This is a genomic window from Actinocorallia aurea (genome assembly GCF_054783995.1).
The window spans coordinates 381,007-407,663 of the sequence record NZ_BAAGPQ010000014.1 but is presented as its reverse complement, the minus strand read 5'-3'; the positions used below and the strand labels follow the sequence as shown (position 1 = coordinate 407,663).

21 protein-coding genes and 1 tRNA gene are annotated in these 26,657 nt (G+C 71.8%); 3 read left to right on the top strand and 19 right to left on the bottom strand.

Annotated features, from left to right (window positions below; translation table 11 throughout):
- Positions 1–286: 286 nt before the first annotated feature.
- From ACYVOM_RS19645 to rsfS, 3 genes are all read right to left on the bottom strand, one after another.
- Positions 287–359: transfer RNA gene (locus ACYVOM_RS19645), tRNA-Ala, on the bottom strand.
- Positions 360–474: 115 nt separating this feature from the next.
- The gene (locus ACYVOM_RS19640) at positions 475–1,110 is read right to left on the bottom strand and encodes a histidine phosphatase family protein (RefSeq protein WP_460304863.1); all 636 of its coding nucleotides are present in this window, start codon (positions 1,108–1,110) and stop codon (positions 475–477) included.
- A complete protein-coding gene (gene rsfS, locus ACYVOM_RS19635; RefSeq protein WP_460304862.1) occupies positions 1,107–1,508 on the bottom strand; it encodes a ribosome silencing factor in 402 nt (133 codons plus the stop codon). Before rsfS ends, ACYVOM_RS19640 begins: the two co-directional genes overlap by 4 nt.
- Before the next feature lie 107 nt (positions 1,509–1,615).
- On the opposite strand from rsfS, the gene ACYVOM_RS19630 reads away from it, so the two are divergent.
- Positions 1,616–2,350, top strand: coding sequence for a beta-phosphoglucomutase family hydrolase (locus ACYVOM_RS19630; protein ID WP_460304861.1), 735 nt, complete (start codon positions 1,616–1,618; stop codon positions 2,348–2,350).
- Positions 2,347–4,716 carry a glycoside hydrolase family 65 protein gene (locus tag ACYVOM_RS19625; protein ID WP_460304860.1) on the top strand — a complete coding sequence of 790 codons (2,370 nt, stop codon included), beginning with the start codon at positions 2,347–2,349 and terminating at the stop codon, positions 4,714–4,716. Before ACYVOM_RS19630 ends, ACYVOM_RS19625 begins: the two co-directional genes overlap by 4 nt.
- A gap of 76 nt (positions 4,717–4,792) precedes the next feature.
- On the opposite strand, the gene nadD is transcribed toward ACYVOM_RS19625, so the two are convergent.
- Entirely contained in the window at positions 4,793–5,383 is a 591-nt protein-coding gene (gene nadD, locus ACYVOM_RS19620; protein ID WP_460304859.1) for a nicotinate-nucleotide adenylyltransferase, read from the bottom strand.
- A 59-nt stretch (positions 5,384–5,442) separates the two neighbouring features.
- Between nadD and ACYVOM_RS19615 the strand changes: the two genes are divergently transcribed.
- On the top strand, positions 5,443–6,462 hold the full coding sequence (locus tag ACYVOM_RS19615; RefSeq protein ID WP_460304858.1) for a M48 family metallopeptidase: 1,020 nt from the start codon (positions 5,443–5,445) through the stop codon (positions 6,460–6,462).
- A gap of 6 nt (positions 6,463–6,468) precedes the next feature.
- On the opposite strand, the gene ACYVOM_RS19610 is transcribed toward ACYVOM_RS19615, so the two are convergent.
- The 15 genes from ACYVOM_RS19610 to ndk all read right to left on the bottom strand — a co-directional run bounded on the left by ACYVOM_RS19610 (position 6,469) and on the right by ndk (position 26,591).
- Positions 6,469–8,223 (bottom strand): TIGR03767 family metallophosphoesterase, encoded by a 1,755-nt coding sequence (locus tag ACYVOM_RS19610; protein WP_460304857.1) that lies wholly within the window; start codon positions 8,221–8,223, stop codon positions 6,469–6,471.
- 81 nt (positions 8,224–8,304) lie between these two features.
- The gene (locus ACYVOM_RS19605; protein WP_460304856.1) at positions 8,305–9,567 is read right to left on the bottom strand and encodes a glutamate-5-semialdehyde dehydrogenase; all 1,263 of its coding nucleotides are present in this window, start codon (positions 9,565–9,567) and stop codon (positions 8,305–8,307) included.
- Positions 9,564–10,742, bottom strand: a complete 1,179-nt coding sequence (gene proB, locus ACYVOM_RS19600; protein ID WP_460304855.1) for a glutamate 5-kinase — start codon at positions 10,740–10,742, stop codon at positions 9,564–9,566. Before proB ends, ACYVOM_RS19605 begins: the two co-directional genes overlap by 4 nt.
- 58 nt (positions 10,743–10,800) lie before the next feature.
- Positions 10,801–12,186 carry a GTPase ObgE gene (gene obgE / locus ACYVOM_RS19595; protein ID WP_460304854.1) on the bottom strand — a complete coding sequence of 462 codons (1,386 nt, stop codon included), beginning with the start codon at positions 12,184–12,186 and terminating at the stop codon, positions 10,801–10,803.
- Between the two features lie 120 nt (positions 12,187–12,306).
- Positions 12,307–12,564, bottom strand: coding sequence for a 50S ribosomal protein L27 (gene rpmA / locus ACYVOM_RS19590; protein WP_460304853.1), 258 nt, complete (start codon positions 12,562–12,564; stop codon positions 12,307–12,309).
- 12 nt (positions 12,565–12,576) lie between these two features.
- Positions 12,577–12,888 carry a 50S ribosomal protein L21 gene (rplU, locus tag ACYVOM_RS19585; RefSeq protein WP_460304852.1) on the bottom strand — a complete coding sequence of 104 codons (312 nt, stop codon included), beginning with the start codon at positions 12,886–12,888 and terminating at the stop codon, positions 12,577–12,579.
- A gap of 312 nt (positions 12,889–13,200) precedes the next feature.
- Positions 13,201–16,815: an Rne/Rng family ribonuclease gene (locus ACYVOM_RS19580; RefSeq protein ID WP_460304851.1), complete on the bottom strand. Its 3,615-nt coding sequence runs from the start codon at positions 16,813–16,815 to the stop codon at positions 13,201–13,203.
- Between the two features lie 213 nt (positions 16,816–17,028).
- Positions 17,029–17,880 (bottom strand): TIGR03936 family radical SAM-associated protein, encoded by an 852-nt coding sequence (locus tag ACYVOM_RS19575; protein WP_460304850.1) that lies wholly within the window; start codon positions 17,878–17,880, stop codon positions 17,029–17,031.
- Positions 17,881–18,137: 257 nt separating this feature from the next.
- Entirely contained in the window at positions 18,138–20,069 is a 1,932-nt protein-coding gene (locus ACYVOM_RS19570; RefSeq protein ID WP_460304849.1) for a TIGR03960 family B12-binding radical SAM protein, read from the bottom strand.
- Positions 20,070–20,165: 96 nt separating this feature from the next.
- Positions 20,166–21,326, bottom strand: coding sequence for a rod shape-determining protein RodA (gene rodA / locus ACYVOM_RS19565; RefSeq protein ID WP_460304848.1), 1,161 nt, complete (start codon positions 21,324–21,326; stop codon positions 20,166–20,168).
- Entirely contained in the window at positions 21,323–23,371 is a 2,049-nt protein-coding gene (gene mrdA, locus ACYVOM_RS19560) for a penicillin-binding protein 2 (protein ID WP_460304847.1), read from the bottom strand. The genes rodA and mrdA overlap by 4 nt, the downstream gene beginning before the upstream one ends.
- Entirely contained in the window at positions 23,368–23,946 is a 579-nt protein-coding gene (gene mreD, locus ACYVOM_RS19555) for a rod shape-determining protein MreD (RefSeq protein WP_460304846.1), read from the bottom strand. Before mreD ends, mrdA begins: the two co-directional genes overlap by 4 nt.
- 27 nt (positions 23,947–23,973) lie before the next feature.
- Complete coding sequence (mreC, locus tag ACYVOM_RS19550; protein WP_460304845.1) at positions 23,974–24,867, bottom strand: rod shape-determining protein MreC; 894 nt, start codon at positions 24,865–24,867, stop codon at positions 23,974–23,976.
- Complete coding sequence (locus tag ACYVOM_RS19545) at positions 24,867–25,904, bottom strand: rod shape-determining protein (protein WP_123668554.1); 1,038 nt, start codon at positions 25,902–25,904, stop codon at positions 24,867–24,869. Before ACYVOM_RS19545 ends, mreC begins: the two co-directional genes overlap by 1 nt.
- Before the next feature lie 276 nt (positions 25,905–26,180).
- Positions 26,181–26,591: a nucleoside-diphosphate kinase gene (gene ndk / locus ACYVOM_RS19540; protein ID WP_460304844.1), complete on the bottom strand. Its 411-nt coding sequence runs from the start codon at positions 26,589–26,591 to the stop codon at positions 26,181–26,183.
- Positions 26,592–26,657 lie beyond the last annotated feature (66 nt).

The window sequence follows — 26,657 nt, the reverse complement described above, 5'->3', positions numbered from 1 at the left end:
CCCGACAAACCACCCACCCAAAGGACACAAATCAGAAACACCCACCGACCCCCAACAAAAAGCCCCCCACCCGCGAACTCCCCTAACAAGAAGTCCCCACCGCCAAGAAGGACCCCACCGCCAAGAAGGACCCCACCCACAGGAATGCCGCCCCTCACAGGGACACCACACCCACCCGTAGGCCGCCCCCCGGCGGGGCCCGGGGGGTCGCCCCCCGACAGTCCCTGGCTCCCAAAACGGGAAAGAGGCCCCGGACGAAGTCCGGGGCCTCTGAACACGCTGACCGTGGAGCTATGGGGATTCGAACCCCAGACCTCCTCCATGCCATGGAGGCGCGCTACCAACTGCGCTATAGCCCCGCAACCGGTGGGTTTTCGCCCCTCGGCGCTTGACCAGTGTATCGGACCCCGGGGGGCGGTTCGAACGCTTTGTGTTCCGCCGCGGTCGGGCCGGGTCCGCCGGGGCGGCCGACCGTCAGGGCTGGTCGGTGACGGCGGCCTTGTCGTCGCTGAGGACGGGTTCGGGGAGGGTGCCCGCGTTGTGGTCGACGAGCCGCCAGCCGGAGCGGCCTTCGGCGAGGACGGACCAGCAGCAGTTGGAGAGGCCGCCGAAGCGGTCCCAGGTGGCTTCGGGCATGCCCATGAGGTGGAGCATGCCGAGGCGGAGGGCGGCGCCGTGGGAGGCGGCGACGAGGAGGCCTCCGTCGGGGACGGCGGCTATGGCGCGCTCAAGGGCCCCGGAGACGCGTTTGGCGACCTGGGCGCCGGTCTCGCCGCCGGGGGGCTCCCAGACGGCGTGTTCGGCGGGGTAGCGGGCGCGGATCTCGTGTCCGGTGAGGCCTTCCCAGAGGCCGCCGTCGCGTTCGACGAGGTCTTCGTCGTAGGCGATGGGGAGGCCGGCGAGGTCGGCGAGGGCCTGCCCGGTGCGGGCGGCCCGCTGGAGGGGGGAGGCGATGATCGCGGTGGGACCGAGGGCGGCGAGGAGGCGGGCGGCCCGCTGGGCCTGGGCGACGCCCACCTCGTCGAGCGGGATGTCGGTCTTGCCCTGGAAGCGGTTCTCCAGGTTCCACGTGGTGCGGCCGTGCCGCCACAGAACGATCTTCCGCTTCACGCGGTGCCTCGCGCGCGCTGGGCCATGTGCGCGTTGATGTCGGCGGGCAGTTCCACCGGCGGGCAGTCCTTCCAGAGCCGCTCAAGGGCGTAGAAGCTGCGCTCTTCCTCGTGCTGGACGTGGATGATCACGTCGATGTAGTCGAGGAGGATCCAGCGGCCTTCGCGCTGTCCTTCGCGGCGGACGGGTTTGGCGCCGGCCTCTTCGCGGAGGCGGTCCTCGATCCCGTCGACGATCGCGTGGATCTGCCGGTCGTTGGTTCCGGAGCACAGCAGGAAGGCATCGGTGATGACCAGTTGCTCGCTCACGTCGTAGGCGATGATGTCGTCGGCCAGCTTGTCCGCCGCCGCCTGGGCGGCGAGGGTGATGAGCTGGACGGCCCTTTCGGATGCGGACACTGAGTCGTGGTCCCTCTCGTAGCCGAGTACTGCCGCTCTCAGCGTATCCGTCCCCTCGGAGATCGCCGAACGACTTAACCGGCCCGGGCCGGGGTAGGGGCCTCCCCATGCTGGAACTCCCCGAAGAGATCAGTGGTTTCCTCTTCGACCTGGACGGGGTCGTGACGGATACCGCGGCGGTCCACGCGGCCGCCTGGAAGCGGATGTTCGATGATTTTCTCGCCTCGCGAAATCTCGCCCCTTTCGCCCTTCCCGGCGATTACACGCGATTCGTCGACGGCAAGAAGCGGGAGGACGGCACGCGGTCGTTCCTCTCCTCCCGGGGGGTGGTCCTGCCCGAGGGCGAGCCAGATGATCCGCCGGAGGCCGAGACGGTCTTCGGCCTGGGCAACCGCAAGAACGCGCTGGTCCTGAAGCTCATCGCCGAGGACGGGGTGGCCGTCTTCCCGGACGCGGTGGCCCTTCTGGAGCGGGTCCGGGCGGCGGGCGGCCGGACGGCACTGGTGTCGTCGAGCGCGAACGCCCAGGCCGTCCTGGAGTCTGCGGGCCTGACGGGCCTGTTCGACGCCCGGATCGACGGCGTGACGGCCCGGGAGCGCGGCCTGCCGGGCAAACCCGCCCCTGACATGTTCTTGGCGGGCGCCGAGGCCGTCGGGCTGCCGCCGTCGGCCTGCGCGGCGTTCGAGGACGCCCTCGCCGGGGTGGCGGCGGGACGGGCGGGCGGTTTCGCGCTAGTGGTGGGGGTGGACAGGGTCAAGGACGGAGCGCATGGCCCGGCCTTGACCGACAGCGGCGCCGATGTCGTGGTGACGGATCTGCGCGAGCTTGTGGAGCGACGATGAACGTGCCGTATGAGGTGGACCCCTGGCGGATCCGGGAGACCGAGCTGGATCTCGCCCGCCTCGCCCAGACAGAGTCGGTTTTCGCGTTGTCGAACGGGCACATCGGGATCCGGGGCAACCTGGACGAGGGCGAGCCGAGCGGCCTTCCCGGCTCGTACCTGAACTCCCTGTACGAGCAGCGCCCGCTGCCGCACGCCGAGGCAGGGTACGGGTATCCGGAGTCGGGCGAGACGGTGATCAACGTCACCAATGGCAAGATCATCCGGCTGCTGGTGGACGACGAGCCCCTCGACGTCAGGTTCGGTGACCTTGAGTCGCACGAGCGGGTCCTGGACCTGCGGGCCGGGACGCTGACACGGCGGATGATCTGGAAGTCCCCGGCGGGCGCCCGGATCGGGCTCACCTCGACCCGGATGGTCTCGCTGACGCAGCGGGCGATCATGGCGATCCACTACGAGGTGGAGGCGCTGGACGAGGAGACCCAGTTCGTCGTCCAGTCCGAGCTCGTGGCGAACGAGCCGCTGCCGGGGCCGGGGCGGGCCGACCCCCGGGTGTCGGCGGTGCTGGAGGCGCCGCTGATGGCCGAGGAGCACTTCGCCAACGCCGACCGGGTGGTCCTGGTCCACCAGACGCGGTCGAGCGGGCTGCGGATGGCCGCGGCGATGAGCCACGAGATCGAGGCGCCCGGCAAGATGTCGATGGACGCCGAGGCCCAGGAGGACATCGGGCGGGTGACCGTCGCGACCCGGCTCAGGGCGGGCCAGAAGCTCACGATCGTGAAGTACGTCGCGTACGGCTGGTCGAGCCACCGGACCCGCGCCGCGCTGCACGACCAGGTGGCGGCGGCGCTGGCGGGCGCGGAGCTGACGGGCTGGGAGGGCCTCGTCGAGGAGCAGCGGGCCTACCTTGAGGAGTTCTGGAAGGGCGCCGACGTGCAGGTCGAGGGCGACCCGGAGGTGCAGCAGGCCGTCCGGTTCGCCCTGTTCCACATCCTGCAGGCGGGGGCGCGCGCGGAGCGCCGGATGATCCCGGCGAAGGGCCTCACCGGTCCGGGCTACGACGGCCACACGTTCTGGGACACCGAGACGTTCGTCCTTCCCGTCCTCACCTACGCGCTGCCGGAAGCGGCGGCCGACGCGCTGCGCTGGCGGCACTCGACGATCCCGCAGGCGCTGGAGCGGGCGGCGCAGCTGAACCTGCCGGGGGCGTCGTTCCCGTGGCGGACGATCAGCGGCCGGGAGTGCTCGGGCTACTGGCCGGCCGGCACCGCGGCGTTCCACATCAACGCCGACATCGCCGAGGCCGTCGCGCGCTATGTGGACGCGACCGAGGACGAGGCGTTCGCCCGCGAGGTCGGGGTGGACCTCCTCGTGCACACGGCCCGGCTGTGGCGGGGCATCGGCCACCACGACCTGAACGGCAAGTTCCGCATCCACGGCGTCACCGGCCCGGACGAGTACAGCGCGGTCGCCGACAACAACGTGTACACGAACCTCATGGCGCAGGCGAACCTCCGGGACGCGGCCGACGTGGCGCTGGCGATGCCCGAGGAGGCGGCCCGGCTGGGGGTGACGGCCGAGGAGGCGGCCTCCTGGCGGGACGCAGCCGACAAGATGCTGATCCCGTTCGACGAACGGCTCGGGGTGCACCCGCAGAGCGCCGGATTCACCGCCCACGCGCCGTGGGACTTCCTCAACACGCCGCCCGGCGACTACCCGCTGCTGCTGCACTACCCGTACTTCGACCTGTACCGCAAGCAGGTGGTGAAGCAGGCCGACCTGGTGCTGGCGATGCAGCTGTGCGGGCAGGCGTTCAGCCCGGAGGAGAAGGAGCGCAACTTCGCCTACTACGAGGCGATCACCGTGCGGGACTCGTCGCTGTCGGCGCAGACCCAGGCCGTCATGGCCGCCGAGGTCGGGTACCTGGAGCTGGCGCACGACTACCTCGCCGAGACGGCGCTGATGGACCTGCGCGACCTCGGGCACGACACCGCGAACGGGCTGCACCTCGCGTCGCTGGCGGGGGCGTGGAACGCGCTGGTGTCGGGGTTCGGCGGGCTGCGGCCCGACCACGGGACGCTGTGCTTCTCCCCCAGGCTGCCCGAGACGCTGGGGAAGCTGAGCTTCCGGCTGCGCTACCGGGGGTCGCTGATCTGCGTGACGGTCCGGCCCAACGCGGCCACGTACGCGCTGTACGAGGGCGATCCGGTGAAGATCAGCCACCACGGCGAGGAGTACCTGCTGGACAAGGAGATCACGCTCACCACGCCCAAGATCACCCCGTCGCTGCCGCCGCCGCACCAGCCGCCGGGCCGCTCCCCGCGCCGGCACACCCACGACCCGTTCCAGGGCCAGGGCGCGAGCTAGAACTGCGTTCATGGGGCCCGATGGCAGGCTCTCCAAGAACCCGGCTGCGCCGGGGAGCCCGCCATCGGGTTGTGGGTCACTCCCGGTAGAGCGCGTTCTTGTTGATGTACTGCACGATCCCGTCCGGGACGAGGTACCAGACGGGTTCGCCCGCGCGGACCCGGTCGCGGACCTCCGTGGAGGAGATCGCCAGCGCGGGCACCTCGACGAGGTCGACCCTGCCTTCGGGGAGCCCCGGGTCGGCCAGGACGTGGCCGGGCCTGGTGCAGCCGACGAACCGGGCGAGGTCGAACATCCGCTCGGCGTTGCGCCAGGTCAGCATCTGGGCCAGGGCGTCCGCCCCGGTGATGAAGTACAGCTCGGTGTCCGGCCCGAGTTCCGCGCGCATGTCGAGGAGCGTGTCGTAGGTGTAGGTGGGTCCGCTGCGGTCGATGTCGACCCGGCTGACCCGGAACCTCGGATTGGACGCCGTGGCGATGACCGCCATGAGATAGCGGTCCTCGGCCGCGGTGACCTTCTTGTCGGCCTTCTGCCAGGGCTGCCCGGTCGGGACGAACACGACCTCGTCCAGTCCGAACAGGTGCGCCGCCTCGCTGGCGGCGACCAGGTGCCCGTGGTGGATCGGGTCGAAGGTCCCGCCCATGATCCCCACGCGCCGCTCGCTCATGGTGACCAAGACTAGACGGAGCCGGTCAGAGGGCCCCACACCGGGCTAGGGTGCCGGGTATGACGCAGACACCCGATCGTGCCCGTCGCAGATTCCCCGGCATCTCCTCCCGCGCGTACGAGCATCCGCTCGACCGTTCGGCGCTCGTGGCGCTGCGGTCGCTGTCGGGGTTCGACACGATCCTGCGCAAGCTCGCGGGGCTGATCAGCGAGCGCCAGCTGCGGCTGATGTTCCTGAGCGGCTCGGTGCGCGCGAGCGAGGATCAGTTCCGGCATCTGCACCACGTGCTGCGCGACGCCTGCTACATCCTCGACATGCCCAAGGTGCCGGAGCTGTACGTCACCCAGAACCCGGTGCCGAACGCGATGGCGGTGGGCACCGACAACCCGTTCATCGTGGTGAACACCGGGCTGCTCGACCTGATGGACGACGAGGAGCTGCGGTTCGTCGTCGCGCACGAGGCGGGGCACATCCTGTCCGGGCACGCGGTGTACCGGCAGATGGCGCTGATCCTCACCGGCCTCGGCTCCCGGCTGGCCTGGCTGCCGCTGGGCAACGTGGCGATCGGCGCGATTCTCATCGGTCTCCAGGAGTGGCAGCGCAAGTCCGAGCTGTCGGCCGACCGGGCGGGGCTGCTCGCCGGGCAGGACGTCGAGGCGGCCAAGCGCGCGCTGATGAAGCTCGCGGGCGGGTCCCGCCTGCACGAGATGTCCACCGAGGCGTTCCTCGCCCAGGCGCGCGAGTACGAGGAGTCCGGCGACCTGCGCGACGGGGTGCTGAAGTTCCTCAACCTGATGCGGCAGAGCCACCCGTTCGCGGTGATCCGCTTCGGCGAGTTGGACCGCTGGTACCGCTCGGCCGAGTACACCGCGGTCATGGGCGGCGAGTACCCGCGCCGCGACGACGACGGCTCGGCGTCCTTCACCGAGGAGATGAAGAACGCCGCCCGCTCGTACAAGGAGTCCTGGGAGCAGTCCGGCGACCCGCTGGTCGGCAAGGTCCGCGACATGGCGGGCGGCGCCGCCGACCTCGCGGGCGCGGTCTTCGACCGCATCGGCCGCCGTTCGGCGTCGGACTAGACCCGCTCAGAAGGGGGCCGGGACGAGGAGTTCGACGTTCCGGTCCTCGGCCGTGCCGGGGCCGAGGTGCTTCTCCTGCCAGTCGTTGCCCGACAGCTCGCGCGACAGGGACGCCAGGCCCCGGACGCCCAGCCCGCCCGACGACGCGGGCGCGTACGCGTCGATGATCGTCCCGAAGACCGAGAGCGTGCCGTCGCGGTTGTCGGCGATCTCGATGACGCGGCTCTGCTGCGGCCAGTCGATGTGCGCGGCGGTGCTGACCTCCCAGAAGCCGCCCTCCGGCCCGGTCTGCCTGCGGTGCGGGACCACCTCGTTGACGTGCGTGTGCCCGTTCACCCACAGGACGACGTTCGGGAAGCGCAGGAGCAGTTCCGCCACCTCCGCGCCGAGGATCCGGACGAGCCCGATCGGGTTCGTCAGGGTGTCGATGGTGTGGTGGCTGAAGAGGACGAACAGGCGGTCGGTCGCGTTGCGGGTGACGGTGTTGCCGTCCTCGTCGAGGTAGCGGCTGGAGCCCTGCATCAGCTCGGACTTCAGCCAGGTGAACTGGACGAGGTCGAGGGAGCCCTCGGAGTACCCGTAGGGGTTGACGGTGTCGAGGACGAGGCCGCGGACGACCCCGGCGTCGAAGCCGTAGTAGGCGGTGCCGTTCCTGCGGTTGGCGTCGGTGAACCCGTGGCCGGGGCCGTGCTCGGCGACGATCTCGGCGCGGGTGAGCAGCCGCCGGTCCGGGTCGGGGGCGACCTTGCGGAACAGGGCTGACCTGCTGTCGGCCATCGCCTTCAGCGCCGCCCCGCCGCCCTTGCCGAGGACGTCGGCGAGTTCCCGGCGCTCGGCCTCCGACGCGGGGGCGGTGATCTTCACGTCGCCGACCGCGATCGATCTCAGCACCGACGTCGGCAGGTTCCCCTGGACGAGCCCGTCGTGGTTGCCGAAGACGGCGAGCCAGGGCGTGTCCAGGCCGGTCGCCTCGAACGGGCGGCGGGCCGCGTCGAGCAGGCCTGGCACCTTGGGGAAGCCGTACTTGTCGGTCGGTACGTCGCCTCCGCCTTCGGGGTGCCAGTACCTGTCGTCCGGCCACGCCATGACGCCGTCGAACACCGAGTGGTCGCCGGAATCCGGCCGGATCGTCCTGCCGCCGTCCAGCAGGTCGATCATCCAGCGGACCTCGTTGAACTGGGCGTTGTCGGCGGCGTCGCCGGTGTTGATGGTGAAGGCGAGGCGCGCGCCGAGCGCCGGACCGCGGCCGAGCCGGTTGACGGCCTGGACCATCGTCTCGGCGACCTGGGTCGTCAGGATCTCCTGCGGCCGGTAGGCGCCCGCGATGGGGTTCGCGCCGAGGAGGTCGCCCGGGTCGCTCAGCCGGTCGAGGTACTCGATCCTGGCCGGGGACTGGGCGTCGATGAGATGCACGTCGGTGAAGTGCGCGAAGGTGAGGACGTCGGTGCGGCGGGCGACGCGGTCCGGGCCGGTCTCGCCGCCGAGGTCGTCGCGGAAGACGTGCGGTTCGCCCGGCCCGGAGACGACGGGCCGGTAGCCGCCCGCGCCGGCGGCGCCCAGGCGCAGGGTCGCGGCGAGCGTGGTGCCCTCGACGGGACCCGCCAGCTCGGGGGCGACGCGGCCTGGGGCGGCGAGCGCGAGCCGCGAGGGGTAGGCGACGAGCCCGGAGCCGACCGCGCCGAGCGCGAGGCCTTTGAGGAGGGTCCGGCGGCCGAGGGGCTGGGGGCGGGGGGTGCCCTGAGGGCGCGTGGCATGCGTCACAACGCCTTATCAGAGCACACCCCCGACTGTGACATCAAGGGCCTGAGTGTCACTCAGGAGGCGCGTGCGCCTCCCGGGAACTCAGCCGCGCACGTGTCCCTCTCCGGTGAACACGTACTTCGTCGAGGTCAGCTCGGGCAGGCCCATCGGGCCGCGCGCGTGCAGCTTCTGGGTGGAGATGCCGATCTCGGCGCCGAACCCGAACTCCTCGCCGTCGGTGAACCGGGTCGAGGCGTTCACCGCGACCGCGGCCGAGTCCACCATGGCGGTGAAGCGGCGGGCCGCGGACTGCGAGGTGGTGATGATCGCCTCGGTGTGGCCCGAGCCGTAGGCGCGGATGTGGGCGACCGCCTCGTCGAGGGAGTCGACGACGGCGGCGGCGATGTCCAGCGACAGGTACTCGGTCCGGTAGTCCTCGACCGTCGCCGGGACGACGTCGGCGGAGAACGCCTGGATCCGCTCGTCGCCGTGCACCGTGACGCCCCTGTCCTTCAGCGCCTCCAGCGCGCGCGGCACGAACACGTCGGCGACGTCGGCGTGCACGAGCAGCGTCTCGGCGGCGTTGCACACCGACGGGCGCTGGGTCTTGGCGTTGACGAGGATGCTCAGTGCCATCTCCAGGTCGGCCGCGGCGTCCACGTAGACGGAGCAGTTGCCGACGCCGGTCTCGATGACGGGGACCGTCGAGTCCTCCACCACCGAGTTGATGAGGGAGGCGCCGCCGCGCGGGATGAGCACGTCGACGAGGCCGCGCGCCCGCATGAGGTGCTTCACGGACTCGCGGTCGCGGCCCGGCACGAGCTGGATCGCGTCGGCGGGCACACCCGTGCCCTCCAGCGCGTCCCGCATGACCTCGACGAGCGCCGTGTTGGAGTCGTACGCCGACGACGAGCCGCGCAGCAGCACCGCGTTGCCGCTCTTCAGCGTGAGCGCGGCGGCGTCGACGGTGACGTTCGGGCGGCCCTCGTAGATGATGCCGACGACGCCGAGCGGGACCCGCAGCTGCCGCAGTTCGAGCCCGTTCGGCAGGGTGTAGCCGCGCACGACCTCGCCCACCGGGTCGGGCAGCCCCGCGACGTTGCGCACGGCTGCGGCGATCGCCTCAAGGCGGCCGGTGTCGAGGCTGAGTCGGTCCAGCATGTACGCCTCGGTGCCGGCCTCGCGGGCGCGCTCCACGTCCACGCGGTTCGCGGCGAGGATCTCCTCGGTCCGCGCGACGAGCGCGTCCGCGACGGCGTGCAGCGCGGCGTCCTTGACTCCGCGCGGCAGCGGAGCGAGGTCCGCCGCCGCGGCGCGCCCGCGCGCCGCCACCTCCAGAACCTGCTCGCGCGTGCCTTCGCTCATCGCCCATCTCCTGTCTTCTCCGGCTCTTCGGCCGAGTGGGTGTCTTCGGACCGCGGCGGGTCCAGGATCACCAGATCGTCCCGATGGATGATCTCGCGTTCGTATTCGGGGCCGAGCTCGCGGGCCAGCCAGCGGGTGGACCGGCCCATGAGGTCGGGGATCTCGGCGGCGTCGTAGTGCACGAGGCCGCGCGCGACGGTGCGGCCCTCGGCGTCGCACAGGTCGACCGGGTCGCCTGCGGCGAACTCCCCCTGGACGCCGATGACGCCCGCCGGGAGCAGCGACTTGCGCCGGTGGACCACCGCGTGCACGGCGCCGTCGTCGAGGATGATCTTGCCGTGCCCTGTCGTGGCGTGCGCGAGCCACAGCATCCGGGTCGGGGGGCGCTGCCCGTTCGGGTGGAAGTACGTGCCGACCGTCTCGCCCGCGAGCGCCTGCCCGGCCGCGGCCGCGCTGGTGAGGACGGTGTGGACGCCGGCGCCCGTCGCGATCCTGGCGGCCTCCACCTTGGTGACCATGCCTCCGGTGCCGACCTTCGTGCCCGCCGAACCCGTCTGGACGCCCGCGAGGTCGGCGGCGGAGCGGACGTCGCTGATGCGCAGCGAGCCGGGCAGCTTCGGGTCGCCGGTGTAGAGCGCGTCGACGTCGGACAGCAGGACCAGCGCGTCGGCCGCCACGAGGTGGGCGACGAGGGCGGCGAGCCGGTCGTTGTCGCCGAACCTGATCTCGTCGGTCGCCACGGTGTCGTTCTCGTTGACGATCGGCACGACGCCGAGGCGCAGCAGCGCCCGCAGCGTCCGCTGGGCGTTGCCGTGGTGGGCGCGGCGCATCATGTCGTCGGCGGTGAGCAGCACTTGGCCGACGCCTAGGCCGTGCCGGTGGAACGAGGAGCTGTAGCGCGCGACGAGGAGGCCTTGGCCCACCGAGGCCGCGGCCTGCTGCGTCGCGAGGTCCCGGGGACGCCTGCTGAGCCCGAGCGGGCCGAGTCCCGCGGCGATCGCGCCGGAGGAGACGAAGACGACCTCGCTGCCGGCCTTGCGGCGCGCGGCGAGCACGTCGACGAGCGCGTCGATGCGGTCGCCGTCGATGGTCCCCTCCGGCGTGGTGAGGGAGGACGAGCCGACCTTCACCACGATCCGGCGCGCGTCGGCCACCGCCGACCTGAGCGTTTCCATACTCCGCGTCTGCTCCTGCCTCGTTGCCGCTGGGTGGGGGTCGGCCTCTAGCGCGCGCTCACCATTCCGAAAGGCGCTGGTCGGTGCCGCGCGGACCCATGTTGACCTCGCCCGAGGAAGAGATGTCCGGGTGCCAGTCGAAGACCACTGACTCGTCGAGCGTACCGATCATGACCGTGGCGCCCTCCTGCGCGCCGGCCTTGCGCAGCTGTTCTTCGATGCCGAGGCGGTTCAGGCGGTCGGCGAGGTAGCCGACGGCCTCCTCGTTCTGGAAGTCGGTCTGCCGCACCCAGCGCACCGGCTTCACGCCGGTCACCAGGAACTCGTTGTCGCCGATCTTCTTGACCTCGAACTCCGGCCCGGCGACCGGCGCGGGGCGCAGCACGATCCGGGTCGGCTCCTGCACGGGCTGGGCGGCGCGGTGCGCGGCGACCATCTCGGCCATCGCGAACGCCAGCTCCTTCAGGCCCGTGTGGGCCGCGGCCGACACCTCGAACACGCGCAGGCCGCGCGCCTCGAAGTCCGGCCGGACGATCTCGGCGAGGTCCTTGCCGTCGGGGACGTCGATCTTGTTGAGGACGACGATCCGGGGCCGGTCCCCCAGCGCGACGGTGTCGTCGCCGGCGAACAGCTCGTCGTAGGCGGCGAGTTCCCTCTCGATGATCTCGAAGTCGGTGATCGGGTCGCGGCCGGGCTCCAGCGTCGCGCAGTCCAGCACGTGCGCGAGGGTCGAGGAGCGCTCGATGTGGCGCAGGAACTCCAGGCCGAGGCCCTTGCCCTGGCTGGCGCCCTCGATCAGGCCGGGCACGTCGGCGACGGTGAAGACGTTCTCGCCCGCGCTGACCACGCCGAGGTTGGGCACCAGCGTGGTGAACGGGTAGTCGGCGATCTTCGGCTTGGCGGCCGAGAGCGCCGCGATGAGCGACGACTTGCCCGCGCTGGGGAAGCCGACGAGCGCGACGTCGGCGACGGTCTTCAGCTCCAGGACGACGTCCAGGGCGTCGCCGGGCTCGCCGAGCAGCGCGAAACCGGGCGCCTTGCGCTTGGCCGAGGCCAGCGCGGCGTTGCCGAGACCGCCGTGGCCGCCCTGCGCCGCCACGAACCGGGTGCCCTCGCCCACGAGGTCGGCGAGGACGTCGCCGCGCGCGGTCTTGACCACGGTGCCGTTCGGCACCTTCAGCAGGATGTCCTCGCCGTTGGCGCCGTTGCGCAGCGAGCCCGCGCCGGGCCTGCCGTTGCCCGCCTTGCGGTGCGGGCGGCGGTGGTACTCCAGCAGGCTGGAGGTGTTGGAGTCCACCTCCAGGATGACGTCGCCGCCGTTGCCGCCGTTGGCTCCGTCCGGGCCCCCCAGCGGCTTGAACTTCTCGCGGTGCACCGAGGCACAGCCGTGCCCGCCGTTGCCCGCCGCGATGTGCAGGACGACGCGGTCCACGAAGTCGGCCATGGAAGGTCCCTTTCGGTTGGTGTGCCGGGAACTTCCCCGGCAAAGGACAAGGGCGGACCCGGGATCAGGTCCGCCCTTGGTGCTCCATCTAAAACTGCCGAACGAGGCGCCGGTGCGGATCTACTCCGCGGCCGGAACGATGCTCACGGCGCGCCGGCCGCGGTAGCGGCCGAACTCGACGGTGCCGGCGACGAGCGCGAACAGCGTGTCGTCCTTGCCGATGCCGACGTTCAGGCCGGGGTGGTGGTGGGTGCCGCGCTGGCGGATGATGATCTCGCCCGCGTTGACCAGCTGACCGCCGTAGCGCTTGACGCCGAGGCGCTGAGCGTTGGAGTCGCGGCCGTTACGGCTGGACGATGCGCCCTTCTTATGTGCCATTTCCGGGACTCCTTACTTCGCCGAGATGCCGGTGATCTTGACCTGGGTGTACGGCTGGCGGTGACCCTGCCGGCGCTTGTACCCGGTCTTGTTCCGGTAGTGCATGATGTTGATCTTGGGGCCCTTGATCGCGCCGAGGACCTCGGCGGTGATCTCGTACTTGGCCAGCTCGGCGGCGGCGGAGACGACGTTGTCGCCGTCCACGACCAGCACGGCCGGGAAGGTGACGGTCGCGCCGACTTCGGCGGCCAGCTTGTCGACGGTCAGGACGTCGCCATCGGCGACCTTCTCCTGACGCCCGCCCGCACGGACGATCGCGTACACAGCGGTACCTTTCGCTTGTTCTTTCCAGAGCCCCTGCGTGAGGGCCTGTCTCCGCGCGCCCTGCCGGGAGGCCGATCGCGTCTGGAGACGGCACACCGCCGATCAGCGGTGCTCTCTGCTCGCCTCGGATGAGGCAACCGCGCTAGAAGCGCGAAAAGGCGGACGTGCTGGAACACGTCCCACGCCAGGGTAACCGAACCCCGGACCAGAACGCGAATCAACCCCGCGCCCCAGCCCCGCGCCGGGGAGACGCGACCGGGGCCGTGCGCCTCGCGGCGCACGGCCCCGGTGATCAGGCTCTCCGGTGCGGGACTACTCGGCTTCGGCGGGCGCGGGGGCCTCGGCGGGCTCGTCCGACTCCATCGCCTTGGCCGCCTCGATCTTCTCCGCGCGGGTCGGCCTGCGGGTGCGGCGACGCTTGGGCGCCTCCTCGCCGGCCTCCGCCTCGGCGCCTTCGACCGGACCATCGGCGGCTTCGCCGTCGTCGGAGCCGCCGACGACGGCCTCCACCCGGACGGTCTCCCCGTTGTCGAGGGTGACGGCGACCGTGCCGACGTCCTCGAAGTCCTCCGGGGGCGGGCCTGCCGGACGGGTCCGGCGGGTCCGGGTCCGCTGCTTGGGCTTCGGCTCGGCCGGAGCCTCGGCGACGGTCTCTTCGACCTCGGGCTCCTTCGCCGCCTCCTTGGCGGCGTCCGGCTTGTCCACGTCGGCGGTGTGCTTGGCGACCTTGGCCTCGACGACCCGCTCGATCTCGCCCTTGCGCTTGCGCTTGCGCCCGCCCTGCCCGCTTCCGTTCCCATCGGCGGGCCTGCTGTCGTCGACCGGGGTCAGCTGGACGTGGATGCCGCGCCCGTTGCAGCACTCGCAGACCTCGGAGAAGGCCTCCAGCAGGCCGCTGCCGACCCGCTTGCGGGTCATCTGCACCAGGCCCAGGCTGGTGACCTCGGCGACCTGGTGCTTGGTCCGGTCGCGGGCCAGGCACTCCAGGAGCCGCCGCAGCACGAGGTCCCGGTTGGACTCCAGGACCATGTCGATGAAGTCGATGACGATGATGCCGCCGAGGTCGCGCAGCCGGAGCTGCCGGACGATCTCCTCGGCCGCCTCCAGGTTGTTGCGGGTGACGGTCTCCTCGAGGTTGCCGCCCTGCCCGGTGAACTTGCCGGTGTTGACGTCGACGACGGTCATCGCCTCGGTCCGGTCGATCACCAGGGAGCCGCCCGAGGGCAGCCACACCTTGCGCTCCAGCGCCTTGGCGAGCTGCTCGTCGATCCGGTAGTGGGCGAACGCGTCGCCGTCGCCGTCCCACTTCTCGGTGCGGTCGGCCAGGTGCGGCGCGACGCCCTCGACGTATTCCTGGACCTGGTCCCAGATGGCGCCGCCGGACACGACGAGCTTCGCGAAGTCCTCGTTGAAGATGTCGCGGATAACCCGGACGGTCAGGTCGGGCTCGCCGTGCAGCAGCGACGGCGCGCTCGCGGTCTTGACCTGCTTCTGGATCCGCTCCCACTGCGCCGACAGCCGCGCGACGTCGTTGGCCAGCTCCTCCTCGGAGGCGCCCTCGGCCGCGGTCCGCACGATCACGCCCGCGTTCTCCGGCATGATCTTGCGCAGGATCGACTTGAGGCGGGCCCGCTCCTTGTCCGGGAGCTTGCGGCTGATGCCCGTCATCGAGCCGTCCGGCACGTACACGAGGTAGCGGCCGGGCAGCGAGACCTGGCTGGTGAGCCGGGCGCCCTTGTGGCCGAGCGGGTCCTTGGTCACCTGGACCAGCACCGCCTGGCCGGACTTCAGCGCGGCCTCGATCCGGCGCGGCTGGCCGATGAGGCCCGCGGTGTCCCAGTTGACCTCGCCCGCGTACAGCACGGCGTTGCGGCCCTTGCCGATGTCGACGAACGCCGCCTCCATCGAGGGCAGCACGTTCTGGACCTTGCCCAGGTAGACGTTGCCGACGTAGCTCTGGTGGCTGGCGCGGTCGACGTAGTGCTCGACGAGGACGCCGTCCTCCAGCACGCCGATCTGGGTGCGCTCGCCCTCCTGGCGGACGACCATGACGCGCTCGACCGACTCGCGCCGGGCCAGGAACTCGGCCTCGGTGATGATCGGCGGGCGGCGGCGGCCGTGCTCGCGGCCTTCGCGGCGGCGCTGCTTCTTGGCCTCCAGACGGGTCGAGCCGCGCACGGCCTGGACCTCGTCCTCCAGCCGGGTGACGCGCGGGGTGCGGACCCGCACGACGGTGTTCGGCGGGTCGTCGGGCTGCGGCTCGTCCTCGTCGCCGCCGGAGCGGCGGCGACGGCGGCGGCGCCTGCGGCTGCTGGAGCCGTGGGCCTCGTCCTCGCCGTGTTCCTCGTCCTCGTCGTGCTCGCCCTCTTCGGCCTCTGCGTCTTCGACGGCTTCGGCGGCGGCGTGCTCGGTCTCCTCGCCCTCGCCGTGCTCCTCGTCCTCGTCGCGGGCGCGGCCACGGCCGCGGCCACCGCGGCGGCGGCGCCTGCGGCTCGGCCGATCGGTGTCCTCGGACTCCTCGCCCTCCGCCTCGATCTCGGTCTCGGCCTCGTCGGCCTCCTCCGGCTCGGGCTCGGCCACCGGAACGGGGCGCTCGGCGCGCTCCGCGCGCTCGGCACGGCGCTCGGCCTCGGACGGGGGCTGGAAGACGACCATCGGCGGCTGGAAGACCACGTCGAAGGTGGCGGACTCCTGCTCGGGCTCCGGCTCGGCCACGGGCCGCGCGGGCGCGGCGAACGGGGTCGCGAACGGCTGCGTCACCGAGAACGGGTCGGAGACCAGCGGGGCGGCCTCCTCGGCACGCCGACGGCGGGTGCGGCGGCGCGGCTCCTCGGTCGGCGCCTCCGACTCGGTCTGCGCGACGGCGGGCTGCTCGGCCTGCTCGGCGTGCTCGGCGGCGGCCGGGGCCTGCTCGGCGTGCTCGGCGGCGGCCGGGGCCTGCTCGACGGCCTCGGCGCTCTCCTCGACGGGGGCGGCCTCGACGGGGACCGCCTCAGCGGCGGGCTTGCGGGACCGGGTACGGGTGCGCTTCACCGGGGTCTTGGGCTCCGGCGTCTTGGGCTCCGGGGTCGTCACCGCGGACTCCAGCACCGCCGCGGCCTCTCCGGAGACCTCGGCGAGGTCCTCCGACGGCTCGGCCAGCTCGGTGTCGGGCCCCACCTCGGCGGCGGCCTCGGCCTCGACGTCAGCCGCGACGGGCTCGGCGGCGCGGGCGGCCCGGCTCCGGGCCCTCCGGCGCGGCGCGGGCGCCTCGACGGGCTCCTCGGCGCTCTCCGCGACGGGCTGCTCGACGGGCTGCTCGACGGGGGCGGCGGGCTCGGCGGCGGCGGGCGCCTCCTCGACCTCAGGCGGCGGGCCCGCGGGGCGGGCGGCGCGCCGCTCGCGCACGGCCCGCTTGGGCTTGGCGGCGGGCTCCTGCGCAGCGGAGGGCTCCGGCACGGCGGCCGGGGACTCCGGCGCTGCGGCCGGGGCGGCGTCCTTGGCGGCGACCGTGATCACCACGGGCACCGGCTCCTCGTCGACCTCAGGCGGCGGGCCCGCGGGACGCGCGGCGCGCGCCGGACGGCTCTTGGCCTTCGTCGACGCGGCCTTCGCGGGCGCAGTCTGCTCCGGCGCAGCCTCCTCAGCGGCGGCCTCGACGTCCTCGGCCTCTTCGGCGTCGGCGTCGGCCACGTCGGCGTCCGCCGCGTCGGTCTCGGCCGGCGGCTCGTCCTGGGTGACAGGCTCGTCGGAGTCCACCGTGGGCGCGGCCAGCGCCGCGGGCACGGCCGCCGCCGCGACGGCGGGTCGCGTCGGGGCGGTGATCGCGGCGGGGGTGTCGTCCTCCGGCGGCGGACCGGCCGGGCGGGCCGCCCTGCGACGGGCGGCCTGTGCTCCGGCCGCTTCCTGTGTCACATCAGCGATCGGTTCGTTGTCGTTGTCGAGCATTCGGGCAGTCTCCCGTCAGGCTCCCGGGCAGCACCCGGCGCGCCGGCGGCCTTGCCGCAGGCGTGGCTCGGGGTGCGCCGCACAGGAGCGCTCCGTTCTGTCGGCGTCGTGGCGTCGCCACGACGAAGTCTTTTCGTCGAGCCTGGTCGGCTTGACAGGTCGCGCCCGACCCTGCCCTGAAGGCCCTCGCCCGTGCGGGCGCGGGCCACGAGGTCAGGCGCCGACGGCGTCCCGCCCGGATCCCGGGCGCCCCGGCGAAGCCGGGTTCTCAGAGCGCTCGGATTCCGGGCCCAGGCGATACGACCCGGCGTTCGATCCGACCGAGGCACCGGAAAGGCCGGTGTCGCGGTCGGGACCGAACGGGTCGCCGATGCCGCCGTCCTCCGTCAGGGGCCCCTGCGCCAGCCTGGTCACCAGGGGCGGTGCCGGCGGCGTGAGGTCGGCCACCGCGCGGAGGGCGGTGAGGACGTCGTCCGGACGTACGGCGGGTGTCGCGTGCCGTACGACCATGCGCAGAGTTGCCGCGCTGCCGGCGTCCGTGTCATCGACGCTCAGCGCGGCTACCGCGCCGCGCGCGTCGAACCGGCGCCGGCCCTTCTTGGTGAGGCGTTCCACCTCGATCACTTCGGCGTCCAGGAAGGCCGCCACGGCCGATGCGGCGGTGTCCGTCGGGACACCGTCCAGCCGCAGGAGCCACTCGGACGCCTCAAGGCGGTCGGCCAGGGTCGTGCCGGCCCGGGCGGGCACGACGTCGATGACGTCGAGGCCGCCGGGCAGCGCCGCGTCGAGCTCGGCCCGGATCCGCGCAGGGTCGCGGTCCTCGGTCAGCCCGATCTCCAGGTACTCCGCCTCGCTGGCCGTTCCCGTCGCCGCCGCACCCGCGTAGGAGATCTTCGGGTGCGGAGTGAATCCGGCACTGAACGCGACAGGAATCCCGGCGCGCCGCACAGCGCGTTCCACGGCCCGGGAGATGTCACGGTGGCTGGTGAACCTGAGGCGGCCGCGCTTGGCATAGCGGATCCGCAGCTTCTGGGTCACCGGGGCCGGTGCTGGACCGTCCGGCATGGGGGCCAGTGGTCTGTCCTTCCTACTAGCACGTTCTCTTTCGGCGGCCGGGTGCCTCGAATCAGACCGATTTTCCTCGATCCGCCGCTCGATGCGACCGCCGTCATACACGAGTGTCTGAACCCAGAGTACGGTGCGCGCGGCACGCCTTCGTCCAGCGCGCCCCCGAACGGGGTTCACCCGAGCCTTTCCCCTGTGATGGGGATCTCAACCGTCCGCCCCCGCGATCTTCTCCGATCGCGGGGGGCGGCGGGTCCTCAGCCGTTGACGACGCTGAGCGGAAGCAGCTTCCGGCCGGTCGGGCCGATCTGGATCTCGGTGCCCATCGACGGGCAGACCCCGCAGTCGTAGCAGGGGGTCCAGCGGCAGTCCTCGACGTCGGCGCCGTCCTCGACGGCGTCGCGCCAGTCCTGCCAGAGCCATTCGCGGTCGAGGCCGGCGTCGAGGTGGTCCCAGGGCAGGACCTCGACCTCGTCGCGCTCGCGGACGGTGTACCAGTCGAGGTCGACGGGGCCGCCCTCGAACACCTCGGCGGCCTTGGACATCCAGCGCTCGTAGGAGAAGTGCTCGGACCAGCCGTCGAACCTGCCGCCGTCCTCCCAGACCGCGCGGATCACCGCGCCGACGCGGCGGTCGCCGCGCGAAAGCAGTCCCTCGATCACCGAGGGCTTGCCGTCGTGGTAGCGCATGCCGATGGCGCGGCCGTAGCGCTTGTCGTTCCGCAGCTCGTCGCGCAGCGCGCGCAGCCGCCGGTCGACGGTCTCGTGATCGGCCTGCGCGGCCCACTGGAAGGGCGTGTGGGGCTTCGGCACGAACCCGCCGATGGAGACGGTGCAGCGGATGTCGCGGCTGCCGGTGGCGTCGCGGCCGGCCTGGATGACGCGGCGGGCCATGTCGGCGATCGCCATGACGTCCTCGTCCTCCTCGGTGGGCAGGCCGCACATGAAGTAGAGCTTGACCTGGCGCCAGCCGTTCTCGTACGCGGTGGTGACGGTGCGGATGAGGTCTTCCTCCGACACCATCTTGTTGATCACCTTGCGCATCCGCTCGGAGCCGCCTTCGGGCGCGAAGGTGAGGCCGGAGCGGCGGCCGTTGCGGGAGAACTCGTTGGCCAGGGTGATGTTGAAGGCGTCCACGCGGGTGGACGGCAGCGACAGCGAGGTCTGGGTGCCCTCGTAGCGGTCGGCCAGGCCCTTGGCGACCTCGCCGATCTCGCTGTGGTCGGCCGACGACAGCGACAGCAGGCCGACCTCGTTGAAGCCGGACTGCTCCAGGCCCTGCTGGACCATGTCGCCGATGGTGGTGATCGAGCGCTCGCGCACCGGGCGGGTGATCATGCCGGCCTGGCAGAACCGGCACCCGCGGGTGCAGCCGCGGAAGATCTCCACGGAGAACCGCTCGTGGACGGTCTCGGCCAGCGGCACCAGCGGCTTCTTCGGGTACGGCCAGGCGTCGAGGTCCATGACGGTGTGCTTGACGATCTGCCACGGCACGCCCTGCCGGTTCGGCGCGACCCGCTGGATCTTGCCGTCGGGCAGGTAGTCGACGTCGTAGAACTTCGGCACGTAGACGCCGCCGGACACCGCGAGCCGGTGCAGCAGGCCGTCGCGGCCTTCGGGGCGGCCCTCGCGCTTCCACTCCCGGATCACCTCGGTGATCTTGAGCGAGATCTCCTCGCCGTCGCCGAGGACCGCCGCGTCGATGAAGTCGGCGATCGGCTCGGGGTTGAACGCCGAGTGGCCGCCGGCCAGGACGATCGGGTCCTCCTCGCGCCGGTCGGCGGCGAGCAGGGGCATTCCGGCGAGGTCGAGCGCGGTCAGCAGGTTGGTGTAGCCGAGCTCGGTGGAGAAGGACACCCCGAGGATGTCGAACGCGCCGACCGGGCGGTGGCCGTCCACGGTGAACTGCGGGATCTTGTGCTCCCGCATGATCGCCTCAAGGTCGGGCCAGACCGAGTAGGTGCGCTCGGCGAGCACGCCGTCGCGCTCGTTGAGCACCTCGTACAGGATCTGGACGCCCTGGTTGGGCAGGCCGACCTCGTAGGCGTCGGGGTACATCAGCGCCCAGCGGACTTCGGCCGAGTCCCAGTCCTTGACCGTGGAGTTCAGCTCGCCGCCCACATACTGGATCGGCTTCTGTACCGACGGCAGCAGCGGCTCAAGCCGCGCGAACACCGACTCAACAGACATGACGGACCTTCCAGATATCGGCAGGGCAAGATCGAATGGTGCGGGAATCGCGGGGATGCTCCGGGACGCCCGGTCAAACCCCCAGGGTACCGGGGTTCAGGCGCTCCTGCCCCGGACGTGGACGCCCTGCAGCAGCCCGAGCGCGATCATCGTCGCGAACGTCGCCGATCCGCCATAGGAGACGAACGGCAGCGGAAGCCCGGTGATCGGCATGATCCCGATGCACATGCCGATGTTCTCGAACGTCTGGAACCCCAGCCAGCACACGACTCCGGCGGCCACGAGGGTGCCGAAGGGGTCGCTGGCGTGGGCGGCGATCCGCAGGCCGCGGAACAGGATGATCCCGATCAGCGCGACGATCACCAGCGCGCCGAGATAGCCGACTTCCTCTCCCGCGACGGTGAAGATGAAGTCGGTCTGCTGTTCGGGCACGAACTGCCCGGTCGTCTGCTCGCCGTGGAACAGGCCCTTGCCGAGCATGCCGCCGGAGCCGACCGCGATCTTGGCCTGGGCCGCGTTGTAGCCTGCCCCGCGCGGGTCGGCGCTCGGGTCGACGAACGCGGTGAACCGGGCGATCTGGTAGGCCTTGAGCACCCCGGCCATGACCGCGCCCGCGGCCAGCGCGACGCCCGCGCCGACCAGCCCGACCGTCCAGACCTTCGAGGCGCCCGAGAGCGCGAGCATCCCGATCACCACGACGCACAGCACCATCGTGGTGCCGAGGTCGGGCTGGAGCATGATCAGCGCGGCGGGCGCGCCCGCGAGGCCGAGGGCGATGAGGATGTCCTTGCGGCCCGGTCCGACCTCGCCGTCGCGCGGCTCGCCGAGGATCATCGCCAGCAGCACTACGAGGCCGACCTTGGCGAACTCCGACGGCTGCACCTGGAACCCGCCGCCGATGACGATCCAGGAGTGCGAGCCGTTGACGGTGTCGCCCAGCGGCGTCAGCACGAGGACCAGGCCGGTGATGGACAGCCCATAGAGGATCGGCGCGTAGGCGCGCAGGAGCCGGTAGTCGCAGGAGGCGACGGCCCCGTACAGGACCGCGCCGATGGCCAGGTTCAGCACATGCTTCTTGAGGAACGCCTGGGGGTCGGCGCGCAGCCCGGCGCGGGTCGCGGAGTACACCAGCAGGGAGCTGATCACGCCGAGCGCGAGCACCGGCAGGATGAGACCCCAGTCGAGGCGGCGCAGCACCGACCCGTGCTCGGTCAGCCGCTGCGGCCAGGGCTGACGCGATCCGTACACGCCGCTCACGGCGTCACCTCCGGCAGGCCGGTCGGGAGATGGCCGTCGGGCAGGGCCTCCTTCTGGCCCTCCAGCCCGTAGATGGCCTCGTAGATCTTGCGGACGGCCGGGGCGGCGAACGCGCCACCGGTACCGGCGTCGGTGACCATCACGACGACCGCGTACTCGGGCTTCTCGGCGGGTGCGAAGGAGGCGAACCACGCGGTGTCGTCGTAGCCGTAGACCTCCGCGGTGCCGGTCTTGCCCGCGACGTGGACCTTGTCCATCGGGAAGCCGCCGAAGGCGCCCGCCGCGGTGCCCTGGGTGGTGACCTCCGCGAGCGCCTTGCGGATGTAGGTGATGGTCCCGCTGTCGACGGGCAGCTTGCCCCCGGGCTTCGGCTCGATCCGCCGCACCACGGTGCCGTCGGGGCGGACGACGGCCGTGCCGACGTGCGGGGTGACCAGGGTGCCGCCGTTGGCGATCGCGGCGTAGGCGCGGGCGAGCTGCAGCGGGGTGACCAGGACGTCGCCCTGGCCGACGGAGAGGTTCGCCGCGTCGCCGGCCCTCCAGACGAATCCCTCCAGGCAGTTCTCCTTGGAGATGGCGGTCAGGTAGGCGGCCTTGGCGGCGCTCGTGACCTCCGGGTAGCCGGTCTTGGCCCGCTTGCAGTTCTCGGCCTTCGTCGCCGCCCAGTAGTTCTGCTTCCAGGTCCGGTCGGGGATGCGCCCTGAGGACTCGCCCGGCAGGTCGATCCCGGTCTCCTTGCCGAACCCGAACTTGCGGGCCATGCCGACCATCGGGTCCTTCGGGTTCTTGACGGGCTTGGTGGACCCGTCCTTCAGCCAGGCGTCGTAGGCGAACTTGTAGAAGATCGTGTCGCACGAGACCACGAGGGCCGTGTGCAGGCTCATCGGGCCGTGGCCCTGCCCCTCGAAGTTCTGGAAGGCCCGGGAGCCGACCATGTACGAGCCGGGGCAGTCGTAGGTGCCCTTCAGCGGGTTGCCGTCGTTGACCGCCGCGGCCACCGAGGAGATCTTGAAGGTCGAGCCGGGCGGGAACTGGCCCGAGATGGCCCGGGAGATGAGCGGCTCTCCCCGCTTCTTGCCGAGCAGCGCGTCGTACTCGTCCTGGGAGATGCCGCCGGTCCAGATCGAGGGGTCGTAGGTGGGGTAGCTGGCGAGGGCGACGACCCGGCCGGTGTTCACGTCGAGGACGACGCCCGCCGCGGCCGGCTTGCCGCCCGCCTTCTTGACCTTGTCGACCTGCTCGCCGATCGCGCCCTCGACCGCGGCCTGGACGCCCGAGTCGATGCTGGTGACCAGGTGCGAGCCCGCCACCGGCGCCTGCTCGCCGGCGATCCCGGTGACCCTGCCGCGCGCGTCCACGTTCACCTTGCGGACGCCGGGGCTGCCGCGCAGGTCCGAGTCGTAGGTGGCCTCCAGGCCGTCGCGGCCGATGAGGTCGACGCCCGCGAACCCGGTGACGCGCAGGCCCGCGCGCGCGTCCATCTCCTCCTGGGTGATGGGCTGGAGGTAGCCGAGGGTCTGCGCGGCGCTGGCCCCGTCCGGCTCGGGATGCTCGCGCACCGCCTGGACCTGGGCGATGACGCCGGGGAACTCCTCCTGGCGCTCCAGGATCTGCAGCCCCTCCTTGGCGGTCACCCTGTCGTCGACGGGGATCGGCTGGTAGGGCGAGCCGGGCCAGCACGGCCGCGGCACGGTGGGCGAGCACAGGCGGGTGCGCTGCTGGAGTTCCTCAGGCGTGGTGCCGAGCACCTCGGCGAGTTCCGCGACGACGCTCTGCCCCCTGTCCGGCAACCGGCCGAGGACGGTGAGGTCGACCGACACCACGAGCGCGGTCCGGTTGCGGACGAGGGGGCGTCCCTCGACGTCGAGGATGGAGCCGCGGACGGCGGGGACGATGATGTCCCGCGTGCGGTTCTCGGCGGCGACGGTCCGGTAGTGCTCGCCGTTGACGACCATGAGCACCCACATGCGCCCGGCGAGCACCAGCAGCAGTGCCGCGATCAGAACGTGCAGCACCACGAGCCGCGACCGGGTCCGCCCGTTCACCGCGACTGCCTCGCCGGCCGCGCGTACCCGGGCACGGACAGGCCGCCGCGCGGCTCCATCCGCTCGCTGCGCCGGGAGACGCGCAGCACCGCCCAGACGACGAACGGGCTGGCCAGCAGGTCGTAGAGCACGGCGAGCGGCACCACGCGCGTCACCGACTCCCAGGACGTGCGCGGGTCGCCGAGCATCATGCCGACCAGCGCGTAGGCGAGGTTGCCCAGGAGGGCGCCCGCGCCGACCATGAAGAACGGGAGCACCGACGAGCGCTGGACGTCGAGGCGCAGCAGGCCGCAGCCGTAGCCGATGAGGCAGTACACCAGGGCGTAGCGGCCGATGGTGTGGTCGGCGGGCGGCGCGATGTCGACGGCCAGGCCCGCGCAGAACCCGGCGACCATGCCGACGCGCTCGCCGCTGAAGAGGGCGAGCGCGAGGACGGTGAGCAGGACGAGGTCGGGGGTGACCCCGCCGGGCAGCGGCAGCCGGTTGGCCACCGTGACCTGCACGAGGATGGCGACGACGATGATGGCGAAGGCCCGGAGCTTGACCCCTTGGGCCTCCTCTGCGGAGTTCAGCACGCTTCTTCTAGCTCCCCTTGCGGGTTCTCAGGAGGACGGGGTGGACGGCCGGGGCGGCAGCACCGCGTCATGCGGGTCGCGGGCGGGCGGCGCGACGACGACGCCGACCACGTCGAGTCCGGAGAAGTGGACGAACGGCCGGATGAGGGCCGTGCGGGTGAGGGCTCCCGGGGTCTGCTCGACCTTCTCCACGACGCCGATCGGGACGCCCGGCACGTACGGTCGGTCGTCCTTGGAGCCGAGGGTGACCACCCGCTGGCCGGGAGACAGGCGGGCGTCCGCCGCGAGCAGTTCCAGGCGGAGCGTCGCGGCGCCGACGCCGAATCCGCGGCGGCCGGTGCCGGTGACGGAGCCGATCTCCTTGGAGGTCTCCATGCGGGCGCCAACGGTCGAGGCGGAGTCGGTGGCCAGCAGGACGGTGGCGGACGCGGGTCCTGCCTTGGTGACGCGGCCGACCAGTCCATCACCCGTCATGACGGTCATGTCGGGCTTGACGCCGCTCAGGGTGCCGACGTCGATGGTGACCGTGTCCTCGAAGCCCTGGCCCGCCGAGATGACGTTCGCGGCCACGATCTTGTAGCCGCCCAGGCCCGCGCTGCCGAGCAGCTTGTCCAGCTGCGCGGCCCGGTCCTTGTCGATCGTGCCCGAGCGCAGCTGCTCGCGCAGCTCCTGGTTCTCCTTGACGAGGTCCTCGACCCGGTTGCGCTGGCCCGGCGCGTCGCGGATCGCGTCGAAGGTGTTGCCGACGGGCCGCACCACGCTCGCCGCGACCCGCTCCAGCGGTCCGAAGACCGTGGCGCCGACCCCGCGCATCCAGTTCAGCGGCGAGTTCTCCCCGCCCCGGAAGTCCAGGGTGATGAGCACCAGCGACGCGACGAGCAGAACGCCCAGCACGAGCCGGTTCTTGCCGGAGTCCCGCATCAGCGCCGCGGCTCGGGCACCAGGACCTGGCGCAGCGACTCGAAGTCCTCGATGCACTTGCCGGTGCCGAGCACGACGGAGTCGAGCGGATTGTCGACCAGATGGATCGGCATGCCCGTCTCTTCCCGGACGCGCTCGTCCAGGTGCTTGAGGAGGGCGCCGCCGCCGGTCAGGGCGATGCCCCGGTCCATGATGTCGCCGGACAGCTCGGGCGGGCACTTGTCGAGGGTCGTCTTCACCGCGTCGACGATGGCGTTGACCGGCTCCTCGATCGCGCGGCGCACCTCCTCGGAGGAGATGACGACGGTCTTCGGCAGCCCCGACACCAGGTCGCGGCCCCGGATCTCGTAGTTGGGCTCGTCCTCCCCGCCGGTCGGGAACGCGCTGCCGATCGCGATCTTGATCTCCTCGGCGCTGCGCTCGCCGAGCATCAGCGAGTACTCCTTCTTGGCGAAGGTGATGACGGCCTGGTCGAGCTCGTCGCCGCCGACGCGCACGGACTGGCTGGTGACGATGCCCCCGAGGGAGATGATGGCCACCTCCGTCGTGCCGCCGCCGATGTCGACGACCATGTTGCCGGTCGGCTCGTACACGGGCAGGCCCGCGCCGATCGCCGCGGCCATGGGCTCCTCGATGATGTAGACGCGGCGGGCGCCGGCCTGGTAGCCGGCCTCCTTGACCGCGCGCTGCTCCACCCCGGTGATGCCGGACGGGACGGCGACCACGATCCGCGGCTTCGCGAAGTGGCGGCGCTTGTGCACCTTCTGGATGAAGTACCGCAGCATCCGTTCGGTGACGTCGAAGTCGGCGATGACGCCGTCCTTCAGCGGCCGGACCGCGACGATGTTGCCGGGGGTCCGGCCGATCATCCGTTTCGCCTCGATCCCGACCGCGACGATCTTGCCCGTGTGCGTGTTGATGGCCACCACGGACGGCTCGTTCAGCACGATCCCCCGGCCGCGCAGATACACGAGTGTGTTGGCGGTTCCGAGGTCGACCGCCATATCACGGCCGAGGAACGACAGCTTGTTACCCATGGAGAAAAGGGGGCCCTTCCTGACTGGCAGTGACACCAGAGATGGCGGTCGGAGCGGCGAGTTCATCGTAACGCGGCAGCCACCGCCACGGCAGTCACCGGGCCGCGGGCGCCACCGGAAATTCTGCGCGTGATTCGACTATTGCACAGGGAAACGACAGCCCGCGGGCGGAAACACGAACGCACCGCGCGCCGATCATACGGCGGACGGTGCGTTCGTGTGCGGGTCTTGGCCTACTACCTCGTCGGGCGGGCCGACCCAGGGTCAGGAGCGCGTTCAGCCCAGCTCGGGGAAGAACAGCTTGACCTCGCGCGCGGCGGACTCAGGCGAGTCGGAGCCGTGCACGATGTTCTCGCCGATCTCCAGCGCGAAGTCGCCGCGCAGGGTGCCCGGGGCGGACTTGACGGGGTCGGTGGCGCCGGCGAGGCTGCGGAACGCCTCGATGGCGCGGGGGCCCTCGGCGACGAGCGCGACGAGCGGGCCGCCGGTGATGAACTCGACGAGCTCGCCGAAGAACGGACGCTCGCGGTGCTCGCCGTAGTGGTCCTCGGCGACCTCGCGGGTCAGGGTGCGCAGCTCGAGCGCGACCAGCTTCAGGCCCTTGTTCTCGATGCGCGAGAGGACCTCGCCGACCAGGCCCTTGCGGACGCCGTCGGGCTTGACCAGGATCAGGGTGCGCTCGGACACGACTGTGTTCTCCAGTGGTTCGTCGGTGGTGATTCGATGCGGTGCTTCGACATGGTGCTTCGACGC